At 44.5% G+C, this 13,877-nt stretch carries 12 protein-coding genes and 2 tRNA genes; 7 read left to right on the top strand and 7 right to left on the bottom strand.

Annotated elements, in window-relative coordinates; translation table 11 throughout:
* Nucleotides 1–6: 6 nt before the first annotated feature.
* Nucleotides 7–540, top strand: a complete 534-nt coding sequence (locus MSG33_RS04110; RefSeq protein ID WP_005396398.1) for a lipocalin family protein — start codon at nt 7–9, stop codon at nt 538–540.
* A 198-nt stretch (nt 541–738) separates the two neighbouring features.
* On the opposite strand, the gene MSG33_RS04105 is transcribed toward MSG33_RS04110, so the two are convergent.
* The 5 genes from MSG33_RS04105 to MSG33_RS04085 all read right to left on the bottom strand — a co-directional run bounded on the left by MSG33_RS04105 (nt 739) and on the right by MSG33_RS04085 (nt 5,521).
* Nucleotides 739–1,734: a succinylglutamate desuccinylase/aspartoacylase family protein gene (locus MSG33_RS04105; protein WP_248379955.1), complete on the bottom strand. Its 996-nt coding sequence runs from the start codon at nt 1,732–1,734 to the stop codon at nt 739–741.
* A 108-nt stretch (nt 1,735–1,842) separates the two neighbouring features.
* A complete protein-coding gene (gene yfcC / locus MSG33_RS04100; RefSeq protein ID WP_248379953.1) occupies nt 1,843–3,375 on the bottom strand; it encodes a putative basic amino acid antiporter YfcC in 1,533 nt (510 codons plus the stop codon).
* A 203-nt stretch (nt 3,376–3,578) separates the two neighbouring features.
* Entirely contained in the window at nt 3,579–3,899 is a 321-nt protein-coding gene (locus MSG33_RS04095; RefSeq protein ID WP_005396401.1) for a cytochrome c, read from the bottom strand.
* Nucleotides 3,900–3,978: 79 nt separating this feature from the next.
* Entirely contained in the window at nt 3,979–4,983 is a 1,005-nt protein-coding gene (gene ltaE / locus MSG33_RS04090) for a low-specificity L-threonine aldolase (protein WP_134645716.1), read from the bottom strand.
* Nucleotides 4,984–5,005: 22 nt separating this feature from the next.
* Nucleotides 5,006–5,521 carry an NUDIX hydrolase gene (locus MSG33_RS04085; RefSeq protein ID WP_005396403.1) on the bottom strand — a complete coding sequence of 172 codons (516 nt, stop codon included), beginning with the start codon at nt 5,519–5,521 and terminating at the stop codon, nt 5,006–5,008.
* A gap of 268 nt (nt 5,522–5,789) precedes the next feature.
* On the opposite strand from MSG33_RS04085, the gene MSG33_RS04080 reads away from it, so the two are divergent.
* The 6 genes from MSG33_RS04080 to dld all read left to right on the top strand — a co-directional run bounded on the left by MSG33_RS04080 (nt 5,790) and on the right by dld (nt 12,537).
* Nucleotides 5,790–7,451 (top strand): ATPase RavA domain-containing protein, encoded by a 1,662-nt coding sequence (locus MSG33_RS04080; protein ID WP_248379951.1) that lies wholly within the window; start codon nt 5,790–5,792, stop codon nt 7,449–7,451.
* A 9-nt stretch (nt 7,452–7,460) separates the two neighbouring features.
* A complete protein-coding gene (viaA, locus tag MSG33_RS04075) occupies nt 7,461–8,915 on the top strand; it encodes an ATPase RavA stimulator ViaA (RefSeq protein ID WP_248379949.1) in 1,455 nt (484 codons plus the stop codon).
* A 206-nt stretch (nt 8,916–9,121) separates the two neighbouring features.
* Nucleotides 9,122–9,195 (top strand) — tRNA-Cys (locus MSG33_RS04070).
* Nucleotides 9,196–9,231: 36 nt separating this feature from the next.
* Nucleotides 9,232–9,307 (top strand) — tRNA-Gly (locus MSG33_RS04065).
* Nucleotides 9,308–9,543: 236 nt separating this feature from the next.
* Nucleotides 9,544–10,446 (top strand): LysR family transcriptional regulator, encoded by a 903-nt coding sequence (locus MSG33_RS04060; protein WP_104970754.1) that lies wholly within the window; start codon nt 9,544–9,546, stop codon nt 10,444–10,446.
* Nucleotides 10,447–10,830: 384 nt separating this feature from the next.
* Nucleotides 10,831–12,537, top strand: a complete 1,707-nt coding sequence (gene dld, locus MSG33_RS04055) for a D-lactate dehydrogenase (RefSeq protein ID WP_109169012.1) — start codon at nt 10,831–10,833, stop codon at nt 12,535–12,537.
* A 140-nt stretch (nt 12,538–12,677) separates the two neighbouring features.
* Here the strand turns inward: dld and MSG33_RS04050 are convergent, their stop codons facing one another.
* Nucleotides 12,678–12,986: an AzlD domain-containing protein gene (locus MSG33_RS04050; RefSeq protein ID WP_005396412.1), complete on the bottom strand. Its 309-nt coding sequence runs from the start codon at nt 12,984–12,986 to the stop codon at nt 12,678–12,680.
* The gene (locus tag MSG33_RS04045) at nt 12,983–13,714 is read right to left on the bottom strand and encodes an AzlC family ABC transporter permease (protein ID WP_031780544.1); all 732 of its coding nucleotides are present in this window, start codon (nt 13,712–13,714) and stop codon (nt 12,983–12,985) included. The genes MSG33_RS04050 and MSG33_RS04045 overlap by 4 nt, the downstream gene beginning before the upstream one ends.
* Nucleotides 13,715–13,877 lie beyond the last annotated feature (163 nt).

Below are 13,877 nucleotides of genomic sequence, written 5' to 3'. Positions count from 1 at the left end.
TGTTGTATGAAATCGCTAAAAACATTATTACTTTTATCACTTGTTACTTTATTTGGCTGTACCTCTAAACCTGATGGGGTGGAGCCAGTTAACAATTTTGATTTAGAGCCTTATCTAGGCAAGTGGTACGAAATCGCACGGCTCGATCATTCGTTTGAAAGTGGTCTATCCAACGTTACGGCCGAGTATCGGCTTCGCGAGGATGGCGGGGTTAAGGTGACAAACCGCGGATATTCAGAAGAAGATCAACAGTGGTCCGAAGCTGAAGGTAAAGCTTATTTTGTTGAAGACGAAACGGTTGGGCACTTAAAAGTCTCCTTTTTTGGGCCAATCTATTCTTCTTACATTGTGTTTGAGCTAGGTGAAAACTATGACTATGCGTTTGTCTCCGGTTACAACCACGACTACTTGTGGCTATTGTCTAGAACACCCAACGTTGATGAGAAAATCCTGGAGCGTTTTAAGCAGGTTGCTAAAGAGAAAGGTTTCGCGTTAGATGAGCTAATTCTCGTTGATCAAGAGAGTGGACGACAGTTTTAAGTTCATCAATGCGACTTCTAAAATCAACAGAAGCGAAGTTTATGTCTCGCGGTTTTGAGTTTTGCTTGGAATATTTTTGTTACCTTGTAACCTCATGCAGTCAAAAATATAGCCCCATCATTTGTGATTACTCGTGATGGGGCTTATATAACTTTGAGTGAGCGTCGAAAGGTAGATCTATCGACAAACAGTTATGGTTTACTTAATCAAACGAACGATCAGAGAGCCAGGCGCCCGAATAGATTCCACATTGTGACTGAGCACTGTACCACTTGTTGGGGCGGTGTAGCGCTCAACTTCAGTGCCAAAGCTGTCGTATTGAATCGCAACCAGTTGGCCTTGCTCGACAAAATCCATCAAACCGACATGAGGTAGTACAAAGCCGCCATGTGTCGCTTTCACACTGACGATCTCGTTTCCTTCCAAGCATGAAGTGATAGGCTCTATCTCACCTTCTACGACGTTATGCTGCTTCAACACATTTAAAATGCCTGATACGGTTCGACTAATGAGTTTTTGCTCTGTGTAGCGCCCCATACCCACTTCAACCGTAATGCTTGGGACACCATGGTTATTCCAAACGGTTTCAAGGACGCCAGCATCTCCGGGATCATTTAAAATCGCATCAGGATTAATGAGACGAGCCATTTCTAATGATTGCTCAATTCGGAAGTCTGCAAACACGTATAGTGGGTAGGCCGCACCACTGGTTTGAGTGTGAAGGTCAATGGCTAAATCAGCATTTGGCTTGAGCAGATCATTCCACAATGCATATAAGTAGCGTTGTGCCTCATTGCCGTTTTGGTCACCAGGGAAAAAGCGGTTTAAGTTTGCAGGAGACGCATCCGGGTCTGCGGAATAGAAATCGCGGCTGTGGTTTAGCATACCTGGCATGTTAATGGTTGGAATAATAGTGACAGTACCAGCGACTTCAGTGCCAATGAGTTCTCTAGCGGTCTTCTGCGCTGCTAACACACCATTATATTCATCACCATGAACCCCTGCGGTGATCATGATTTTCTTGCCAGGTTTTTCACCTTTGAATACCAAAACAGGAAGATGTTGCCACTGAGAGATCGCGTTGGTCGCGATGCGGAACCAAAACTTATGCTCACCCGGACCTAGGTCTGCTACATTGAGAGATTGAATCACTTGATGACCTTGAATCATGTCATCGAGAAGTTGTGTTGCCATTAAAGTTACCACTCCAAAACCATAAGCCAATCTAAAACCTTAACGTCGCCATACGAAGAGTATTAATAAGGCGAGAACGTGTCTCGCCTTGTGCCAATTGATTTCGTTTTACGCAAACCCCATTATGTGAGCTGCGATAACGACGACACTCGACAGGGTAAAGAGTAATAGGATAAATCGCCAGCAGAATTTTGCCCAGTCACCCCAGTCGATGCGGCAGACACCAAGTGTTGCCATCAAGGATGCTGAAGTAGGGACGATAACGTTGGTAAAACCATCTCCAAGTTGGAATGACAAAACGGCAACTTGGCGCGTGACACCTGCAATATCCGCCAATGGCGCTAATAAAGGCATCGTCAGTGCCGCTTGTCCAGATCCGGAAGTAACGAAGAAGTTGAAGATAGATTGGAATACATACATTAACCATGCCGCAGCTACGTCAGGAAGCCCACTGATCACGCCGCCAGCACTGTTCAGAATAGAATTCAGTACACTCGCTTCATCGGTCGTACCGCCACCTAGGATAAGTAACACACCTTTCGCACAACCAACCAATAGAGCAGGAGCAAGCATAATAGCCGCCCCCTCTTTAAACGCATCGGCTGCGCAGTTGAGCGTCATACCGTTTAAGCGAAAGATCGTACCGATGATCGCGACAACAAAGCCCATAGTGAAGAATTGAGAAGCGATTTCTGGGATGTACCATGCGTTAGCCACTACGCCCCAAACAACCCATACTGTGGTTGCAATAACCGTAAGGATAACGAGTGTGTCACCTAGGTTCCAACGAGAATCTTGATTGCCAAGCTCTTGCTGACGGAAGTATTTGTCTGTGCGGTGACTGTAAGAAAGTTCTGGGTTTGACTTCACACGAGCGGCGTAGATCATTGTGAAAGCGATACCGATTAACGTAAAGCCAGCCCATAACCCCATGCGCACTGTCATGCCGGATAAAACAGGTACACCCGCAATGCCTTGCGCAATAGCGACGGAGAAAGGGTTCATCCAAGAAGTAGCAAAGCCAATTTGAGTCGCAACATAGGTCACCATTACCGTAGTGATACCATCATAACCAAGGCGAACCATAAGCGGCGCGATAATAATCGCAAATGCTACGGCTTCTTCACCCATACCAAATACCGCACCGCCTAGCGAGAACAGCAAAAATAGCACTGGAATGAATAGCGCTTCGTTACCTTTGGTCTTATCGATAAGGCGCAGGATACCGTTGTCGATTGTGCCTGTGCGCATTACAACGCCGAAAGCACCGCCGATAACCAACATGAACATAATCACGCCGATCGCGCTGCCCCATTTAGAGCCAGAAACTAGCCCTTCGAAAGGGAAGTTCATCAGGCCAATGCCACCACCAGAAGCAAACAGGCCAACCTTGTTGTAAACCAATTCACCGTTTTCATCGGTTGCATAAGAGAATGAAGATGGATCAATAACCGTGCGTGTTTTTTCCGCACCATCGACCATATAAGTCGCTTGCTGACTGTCAAAATGGCCAGCAGGAATTAAGTAGGTAAGAATCGCAGCGAGAATACCAACAATGAAGATCAAAATGAGGGTATCTGGCATCTGCCATGATTTGGGTGTAGCAGCCGAGTCTGCTGGTTGCGCATGTGTGTGAGACATAACTTACTTCACGTTAAATTCAATGAAGCATGAAATATCAATAAACCAGAATAAAAAGTCAATATTAATGGAAATGTTGAACTATAAATTCATCAAATATTTGAAGTGAAGTCATTGTGATTATTTTACAAGCAAAGTTTGGTTAAATGTTTTGGCTCGGTTCGGGGGCTCACAAGCTCTTGTTGTGAGCCGAGATAAACAAATCATTTGTCTTGCGTCTGTTCTGCATAAAATGCAGCGACATCACGAAGATCCTCATCATTTAACATTCTTAACTGTGCGCCCATCATTTCGGCAAGCGGCCCTTTACGTTCGCCTGCTTGGTAAGACTTCATCGCATCGTATAGATACTGAGCATTTTGACCTGCAAGATTTGGGTAGGCATCATTACCTGCGACGCCTGTGGCACCATGACAATAGACGCAGCTAGGGGATTTGATTTTACCTTTATCAGCATCACCAAAAGGCGCGGCATGGCTAGCGGAAGAGAAAATAAGAGAGGTTAGAAGTACAAATCTGAACATGAAGATTGTCTATTCGCTAAAAAGTCATATCGATACAATAAAGCTTCCCCTTAGGGGAAGCTCAATGATCAAAATCAAACTAAAGCAGAGATTTAATGCTTGATAAGAAATTGTCGATATCTTGCGCTGAAATGTCTTTATGAGTCACGAAACGAATGGGGTTTCCAGGTGTTATCGTGATATTTTGTTCCTTTAGTTTCGCAGCGATATTTACTATGTCCACTTGAGGATCAAGCTTCGCGAATACGATATTCGTTTGAACAAATTCAGGGTTGACTGAAAAACCAGGCAGTTCAGCTAAACCTTCCGCTAAGGTTTTTGCGTTGATATGATCTTGTTTTAGCTGTTCCACTTGTTCGGTAAGGGCAAGTTTGCCTGCTGCGGCAAGAATACCCGCTTGACGCATACCACCGCCGACCATCTTTCTTAAGCGACGTGCTTTTGCGATGTACTCTTTGCTACCAAGCAGTAACGAACCAACAGGGGCAGCCAAACCTTTCGACAGACAAATCGTCATTGAATCAAAATACTGACCGATTTCTTTTACCGGAACATCAAGCGCAGCGGCTGCATTAAAAACGCGAGCGCCATCTAGATGCATCTGCAAGTTATGTTTATTCACGAAATCACGTGCTTCTGCTAAATAAGACAGAGGTAATACTTTACCATTAATCGTGTTTTCTAAGCTGAGCAGCTTGGTACGAGCAAAGTGACAATCATCTGGCTTAATCGCCGCTGCCAGTTTATCAAATGGGAGTGTGCCATCTGGGTTATTTTCGACTGGTTGAGGTTGAATTGACCCAAGTACTGCTGCGCCGCCGGCTTCGTACTTGTAGTTATGTGCTTGCTGCCCACACAGATATTCATCTCCGCGTTCACAATGCGCCATTAGGCCGAGCAGATTGGCTTGCGTGCCTGAAGTGGTAAACAAAGCCGCTTCGAATCCTGCAAGCTCTGCGGCAAACTCCTCAAGCTCATTGACCGTAGGGTCATCACCATAAACATCATCCCCAACGGGGGCCTTAAACATGGCCTCTCGCATGGCTTGGGTAGGCTGTGTAACGGTATCTGATCGAAAATCCATGAATGTCTCCTTGGTCAAAGTCCTAAATATATCCGCAAAGGCGCGCTTTGCTTAAACAAGCGATCGTTTTGGCATCGGTAATTGTGCCATCAATAATCTTGTCTTCGAGTTGTTGGAGTGACAAGGTAACAACCTCAATCACTTCATCTTCATCACATTCGTAACGGTTGGTTTGGCTGAGCTTCTCAGCAACAAATAGGTACTGTATCTCATCACAAAATCCGGCAAGGGGAGTGACTTGGCCGAGAGAGGTAAATTTTTCTGCACTATAGCCCGTTTCTTCCTCTAGCTCTCTTTTCGCGCAGCAGAGAGGGTCTTCATTGCCTTCTCTTGTACCAGCAGGAAGCTCCAAAAGCCATTTATTAAGTGAAGGGCGAAATTGATGGACAAGGACTATCTCTCCTTCCGTTGTAATCGGGAGAATCACCGCAGCGCCCGGATGATGGATTGTGGTGTGCGTAATTGCCTGTCCTGTAGGAAGCATAACCTCTTCTTCAATCAGAGAAATTTGCTTCCATTTATGAATTATTTTGCTCATGCAGTTATTAACCCTAGCTGTTACCGCATTTTGACGTTTTTCGACATTAACTACAAATGGTGGTAAACAAAAGCAAAAAATGTTGCAACACGACGAAAGCGTTTGCACTTTCAGTGAGCTGTATCTCATAAATGGAAACTTTGATTGCTGGCTAAAGAAGGGGGTAAGCATCTGCTATAAGGGGAATTCAACAAAATACATTTGTAACAAAGTTATAACAAGTGTATAAAAATGTTAACGCAATACCAGTTCAGCAGCCGGAGAACGTATGACACAAACCTTATTTGCCTCAAATGCCGAAAAAGCGCTTCTCTCAGAACGCATCAACAAGTTGGCTAAAGCGTTAACGGATGGCGTTTATGAACGCGAACATACCATCAAGCTCTGCCTCCTTGCGGCACTTGCTGGTGAAAGTGTTTTTCTTTTAGGCCCACCTGGCATTGCAAAAAGCTTAATTGCCAAGCGACTTATCCAAGCGTTCGATAATAGCAGTTACTTTGAATACCTGATGACTCGATTCTCAACACCTGAAGAAGTTTTTGGGCCACTGAGTATTCAAGAACTCAAAGATAACGGTCGTTATGTTCGCTTAACTAAAGGGTATTTGCCAACCGCACAAGTCGTATTTTTAGATGAAATCTGGAAGGCGGGCCCCGCCATTCTGAATACATTGCTGACAGTGGTCAATGAGAAAACGTTCAAAAACGGCAGCGATATTGAGCGTGTGCCAATGCGTTTGTTGGTATCGGCGTCCAATGAACTGCCAGATGAAGACAGCGGTTTGGATGCACTTTACGATCGCATGTTGGTGCGTGTGTTTGTGAATCGAATTCAGAATAAACAAAACTTTAAGTCGATGTTGACGGTAGGCACGTCACAAGAGGCACAAGTGCCAGAAGGGCTAGCAATAACAGATGAAGAATATCATCAATGGCAACAGCAGCTCGACAAGCTGACGTTAACCGATAATGCATTCGAGAAGCTTTTTCAGCTTAAAACGATGTTAGAAAGCAAAGTCGAAGCTCAGTTTGGCGATGTCGCTAATACCGACATGTATGTGTCTGACCGCCGCTGGAAGAAAGCCGTGAAATTGCTAAAAGCGAGCGCGTTTTTTAATGGACGCGATGAAATCAACCCACTTGATCTACTGTTGCTGCAAGATTGTTTATGGAACAGCCCTGAATCGCGAGACGTGGTACGCGAAGTGGTCCAAGAGTTCGCCCTAAAACATGCATTTGACCAACAAGACGCCGAACTGGAAATTGAATACTGTCGCGAGTCTTTGGTCGATGTTCAGCATGAGCTTGAAGATGCCTACCGCATGACGTTAACGTCTGAAGCGGCAACGGGTATTCTGCGTAAAGAAACCATGCGTTTTGATACCTCTAAAGCTAAGACCTACAAAGTTGGCGCAGCCGTTAACTTAGTTAAACTGGTTATTTTGCAAAGCAACATGTCGGTTTCAGAGTCAGAGAAAGGCGATAGCCGCTGGGTTTACGTGCCAAAAGATGAACTAGACCGAGTCATCAAAGAAGGACACGGTGATGTGTATGGCTACGTCAATCAAAACACCAACATGTGTCGTTTACGATTTGATGTTGATGCCGCAAATAACCTAGTTATCCGTGATATCGCAAACCGAGGCATTCTGGTGAGCTTAGTGACTCAAGAGGGCTTGGATGTAGAGCTTTACCAAAAGTGGTTAACGCAGAGTGAAAAAGCCGTAAATCAACTCAGTGAAGCAGAGCACTATATGCGCAAGGTAAAAGCGAATTTTCATGATGCGCTTCCGCATAGCTTTGTTGATCCTGAACTACCACGCCTAATGGAGTCGAGTCTGCAGCAGGTCAGTCAGAGACTTGAGTCTATCCAAGCTGAAAGCGAGAAAGTGATCCAACGCTTTAAAAACTTACATCAGTTTTTCTCATAAGGAGACGACATGCTAGGTGCAGACGGACTTAACCTCGCGCTGATGGTAGCCGACTCTGGCATCATCGATAGCGCAGTTAATGATTTAATGGCGCGTTCACAAGTCATGATGATGGCGGAAAACCGAGGCGTTAAATCTTCAGTCAAAGGCCACTTATTAAAGTGGAGGGGCAGTGTTAAAAAACGGATTACCAAGGTATGTGAGACAGAACGTTTCCAACAAGAGCTGTCTTTATATCAAGAGGTCATTCACTGGGATGAAGAGGCGTTTTTCGAAAACATCGAAGATGTGATTAAAAAGCTTGAGTGGCACTCCGCTTTTTATATGCAGGCTCGCCGAATGATGGAGAAGAACAAGGGGATGAATAATCCCATGTTCCCACATTACTTCTGTGATCAATGGTACCAAAGCCTAGCCGATGCGATTAAGCAAGCGCAAGTAAGCGAGCTTGAGGCTAATAAAGAGAAAGTGCTGAATGACCTGTATCAGCGTATGGAGACCATGCGTAATATGGATAAGGTCACGGAGTCGGGTGATGCTGAAAGTGTAGGGCGCTTATGGGATATGGCATCTGCCAAGTTGAGCAAAACTGACTTAACAGTGATGAAACGCCATGCGGAGTTTCTGAAGAAGCACCAAGGCTTGCAAGAAATAGCCGAGCAACTTGGCCGTATGGCGGGGCAAGTGAATGATCCCGAACTTAACCGCGCGCCTACTGAAGAGCTACAAATGATCGAAGAGAAGAGTGATGAAGCGACAGATGATATTGTCGGCATTCACGAAAGCGATGATTTAAATAAGCTACTTCCCAACGAAACGATGTTTTTGGCGTATCCTGAACTCGAGGTCGTGTTCTATAAACACTTAGTCGATAAACGACTTATGAACTACCGTACGCAGGGCAAATCGCGCACGTTACGTAAAGTTAAAGCTCACCGACCTGACAACAAAGCGGTAGATATCGAAAAAGGACCGTTTATTGTGTGTGTGGACGCGTCCGGCTCCATGAGCGGGTTTCCTGAGCAATGCGCCAAAGCCATGGCTTATGCTCTGATGCAAATCGCATTAGCGGAGCAACGTGACTGCTATGTCATTATTTTTTCGACGGAACACATTACGTACGAGCTAACCAAACAAGATGGTCTGCGCGAGGCGGCGGACTTTTTAACTTATAGCTTCCATGGTGGTACAGACTTAGAGCCAACTTTGATCAAATCTATCGACTTGATGAGCGGTGATAAGTACAAAAATGCCGATATGGTGGTCATTTCCGACTTTATCGCGCCAAAACAACAAGACGAGTTGCTTGCCAAAGTGGATGCGCTTAAAGCGAAGAAAAACCGTTTTCACGCGGTCAGCCTATCTAAATACGGAAACCCAGCATTAATGTCGATGTTTGATCACACTTGGTCTTATCATCCTAATGTTGTGGGCAGGTTGCTTAAACGGGTCGGTAATTACTAAGTGACATTGAAATTCTATTGAGTAAAACGTACAGAAAGCTAGATTTATATTGCTTCGTTTTAAGCCGATAAGATCGAACTTTGGTCTAATCGGCTTAAAAGAAATCAAACAAACAGAAAATGAAAGATTTTTGTTTGACTATCTTCTCTCAATCCGTAAAGTAGCCACCAACGCAACGGGGAAGAGCCCTGAAGCGAAGTAAAAAAGGCGCCTTGGCAGAGTGGCTATGCAGCGGATTGCAAATCCGTGGACCTCGGTTCGATTCCGGGAGGCGCCTCCATTATTCTTTGAGAGTGAATGGCTTTCGAGAATCAATGCGACACTAGCTCAGTTGGTAGAGCGCAACCTTGCCAAGGTTGAGGTCACGAGTTCGAACCTCGTGTGTCGCTCCAAATTATTCAGATATGGCAATTGCGGTATCTCGATGCCAAGTGCATCAACTTAAAACCAGCGAAAGCTGGTTTTTTTGTATCTGAATATTGATAAATTTACGCCATCTCAATTTCTTGAACTGTTGGTATAACCCTTGTTTCTTTCGCGAGTTATGCTGTTAAGTGTGATCCGATATTTCGTAGATTGACCAATATCCGTTTACAATATCGGTCTACAAAGGATTTGACGAAGACGCATGAGAAATACCGACGATTACATCATTTTCTATCACCTGATCGAGCAAGGCTCATTCAGTGCTGCTGCAAGACACATGTCATTGACCAAATCGGTTGTCAGTAAACGCATCGCCAAGCTTGAGCAAGAGCTTGGTGTACAGCTTCTTTACCGAACAACGCGAACGTTAACGTTGACGGAGGCAGGGCGAGCGTTCTTTACTCATGCAAAAGCCGTTTATCAAGCGGTGGCAACGGCAGAAGAATCCATTGTGGGGTTAGGTAAGAATTTATCTGGAAACATTAAAGTTTCTGTACCCACTATCTCTGGTGAGTTAATTCTTCCTCAAGTGATCAATGAGTTTAATCAGAAATACCCTGACATCAATATCGATATGGATCTAGATAATCGTTTCGTCGATATCGTGAATGAACGCTTTGATTTGGCCATTCGAACGGGAGTGTTGCCAGATTCTAGCCTAATCGCAAGAAAGCTGGTGGATGCCAATTGGATTGTTTGTGCGTCACCCCAATACCTTGCTAAACATGGCATTCCTAAGCAACCTCAAGCCTTGGATAAACACAATTGTTTAGTCTATTCCTACCAAGAAACCGGAGCGCGTGAGTGGGCGTTTAAAGACGGAGACGAGGTGTATCAAATTACAGTCGACGGTAACCTCTGTACCAACAACTCTTCGGTATTGAGAAACGTCGCATTGTTGGGGCAGGGAATCATCTATGTGCCACGTGTCTTGGTTTATGAAGACTTAAAGCAAGGCCGCCTGATTCAACTGTTCAAAGACGAAACCGCCAAATGTTTGGGTATTTATGCAGTGTATCCTTACACTCGTCAACAACCAGAAAAAATTAAGATCTTCATTGATCATCTATACACCAGCTTTCAAAGTCAAAATCATCGATTTTAAGACAATAACTCAACACCAATCGTTATGTTGGTGTTGAGTTATTGTTTCCATCTTCATTTCTAATAATTCTTATAAATTTAGAAGCTTAAGCTTTCTCCTTGTTTTATCACTAATATTGATAACAAGATGCTGCGCACAACTGTTAACAAATGGTTTTGCTATTGTTTCTTTTAAGAAACGGTCTGTTTCTTGCGTTAAATTTTCCGAATGTGAAAGATAAGTGACAGAAAAATAAAAGAATTATTTTGTTTGTTGTCTATTGGTTAAGTGTTGCTCGCCTGCCTGACATAGACGCCGAGAAATGGACTGCTTATAGTGGCTCAAACGCCCATTACCGTCACTAAACGGTGATGTGAGCGAAGTACAATAACTAGAGATACGGATATGAAACAAAAGCAGCTGATTGACGAATTTAAAACTATCGTTGGGGAAGAAAATGTCCTAACCGACGAGGTTAAAACAAAATACTACCGCTCGGGTTTTCGCTCAGGTAGTGGCACTGCGCTTGCTATCGTGTTTCCTAATACTCTTGTAGAACAATGGAAGATCATTAAACAGTGCGTTGAAGCAAACTGCATTATTATTATGCAGGCTGCCAAAACAGGTTTAACAGAAGGCTCAGCTCCAAGTGGTAATGATTATGACCGTGATGTGGTTGTGATCAATATTACCAAAATCAAGAAGATTCACTTATTAGATGGCGGTAAGCAGGCGGTATGCTTGCCTGGTGCAAGTTTGCACTCATTGGAAAAAGAATTGAAGGCGGTGAACCGAGCGCCGCACTCTATCATCGGTTCTTCATCATTAGGTGCCACTGTGGTTGGTGGTATCGCCAATAACTCAGGCGGTGCGTTAGTCAAGCGTGGTCCTGCTTACACCGAACTGGCGATCTATGCGCAGGTCGATAAGCAAGGCCAATTACACCTGGTTAACCACCTTGGTATTGAAGGGTTAGGTGAAACGCCAGAAGAAATTCTGACAAACCTGCAAGAAGGAAACTTTGACCCAGCGAAGATCATTCATGACGAGCGAATGGCATCAGACAAAGAATACGATGAACGTGTTCGAGACGTGACTTCTGACATTCCTTCTCGCTTTAATGCCGATGAACGTCGATTATTTGAAGCCAGTGGCTGCGCTGGCAAATTGGGTGTTTTCGCCGTTCGAGTTGATAGCTACCCAGTACCCGAAAAAGAGCAGGTTTTTTACCTTGGCACCAATGATCCTGCGAAACTGACGAAGCTGCGAAAAGATTTCTTATCTACGTTTGAGAACTTGCCTGAGATGGGAGAATACTTGCATCGAGATATCTTCAACATGGCAGAGAAGTACGGCAAAGATGTCTTCTTATCCATCGACTTATTAGGCACAGATAAGCTGCCAAAAATGTTTGCACTTAAAGCTAAAGTAGAAAATTTCTTAGAGCGCGTCCCGTTTGTTAGTAAATACCTGCCGGATACCATTTTGTACTACGCGAGTAAGTTGTTCCCACAACATTTACCAGAACGAATGCTGGATTTCCGTGACAAGTATGAGCACCACCTGGTATTGAAAATGAGTGATGGTGGTATTGCTGAAGCGCAAAAATACCTCAAAGAAGTTTGGGCTGTTGAAGACGACTGTGATTTCTTCGAGTGTACGCCGGAAGAGGGTAAAAAAGCTTATTTACATCGCTTTGCAGCAGCAGGTGCAGCAATTCGTTACGAGACGATTCACCGAAAAGACGTAGAAGACATCGTTGCACTTGATATCGCTTTGCGACGTAATGATGAAGAGTGGTTAGAAACTTTACCAGAAGAAGTGAGTAAGAACCTTGTTCAAGCGCTCTATTATGGCCACTTTATGTGTTATGTATTCCATCAAGATTACATTTTCAAAAAAGGGACCGACACGAAGTTGATGAAAAAGCTGATGCTAGAACACCTCAATAGCCGTGGTGCTAAATACCCAGCAGAACATAATGTGGGTCACTTGTACGAAGCTGAAAATTCGCTGCAGAAGTTTTACCACGAGCTAGATCCAACCAACACCTTTAACCCTGGTATTGGCAAAATGGACAAATACAAGCGCAATTGTAACTGCTGTGCGTAATTTGCTATCTCACCGTGATTAATATCGTTGATCATCGTTAAAATAATGAGCATAAGATAAGCCCTGATGACACTCGTGACATCAGGGCTTCGTGTTTTGGGGCTTTTTATTGATGACTGGTATTGACGTCGAAACAACGGTTAAATAGCGCGTACCGCGGCGGCTGCGATGATGCCAGCTGCAATTGCGGGCAGAGGCTTTTTCACGATGAACATGACGACAGCAGTAGAAAAAAGTGCTGCTCTAGCACCGTAATCACCCTCAACCGCTAGTGGGGCTAAAAGGGCAACCAATACGGAACCTGACATCGCAGTGATGAAACGTTGAACCCGCTCGCTAATTGGAATAAATGACATAACATACACTCCGCCCCAGCGGGTTATGAGCGTGACTAACGCCATAGCGATGATGATAAGCAGTGTGCCACCTACGCTCGTTTCGATGTTCATGCTTTTTTCTCCTTCCAACAAGCACCTAAGACTCCACCAGTAATGGCGCCAACCACTACGTGGCTATTCTCTGGTAAATACCAGTACGCCAACATAGAAGAGGCTGCTGCTGTGGCCCAAATCGCAAAGATTCTTAAGTCTTTCGGCCCTGCCACCACCATAGACAGCAGGAAGCATCCCATAACCATATCGAGCCCGAGGCTCACCGGGTCTTTGATTGCGTTACCAAAATAAATGCCGATCCAGGTGCCAACAATCCAAAACGACCACATCGCTAAGCCGCCACCAACAAGCAAACCAAAACCTGGTTCTTTTCTACCAAATGCATTGAGTGCCATTGCCCAGTTTGCGTCTGATGCTACCAGCATTACGCCGTAACGTTTTGTCGGTGGAAGTTGTCGTAACCATGGATAAAGCGTAGCGCCCATCAAGAGGTGACGAGCATTAATAGCAAATACAGTAATAAGCACTGGAATCAGAGGTACTTCTGCTCCCCACATTTCTAGCGTTGCAAATTGTGAAGCACCGGCGAAGACCAGTGTGCTCATCAACATAGTGGGAAATACATCTAGTCCAGTTTGTACGGCGGCAACACCGAATGCGAGGCCAAATATGACCACAAACATGGACAGAGGTAAAAGTTGGGTGAAACCGTTCCACACGTCGACCCGAGTAAATTCGTGCAACTCTGATGAGGAACGCTGAAGATGTTGAGTATTTTCTGTCATAGAGATACCTAGCCAGCAGGCAAAAAGGGCAGTGCCATATGAATGCGTTTGTTATTCTTTTGTAAACTTCATGTTTAACATCAATTGAAAGGGCTTTCAAACACTAAGTGCTATATAAAAAACAAGTATACCTGAACGATTTTAAGATGAAGGGTTTAGAGGG

The organism is Vibrio sp. 1CM7H (genome assembly GCF_023161645.1).
GTDB classification, from domain to species: Bacteria; Pseudomonadota; Gammaproteobacteria; order Enterobacterales; family Vibrionaceae; genus Vibrio; species Vibrio diabolicus.
This window is presented reverse-complemented; position numbering and strand designations above follow the sequence as displayed.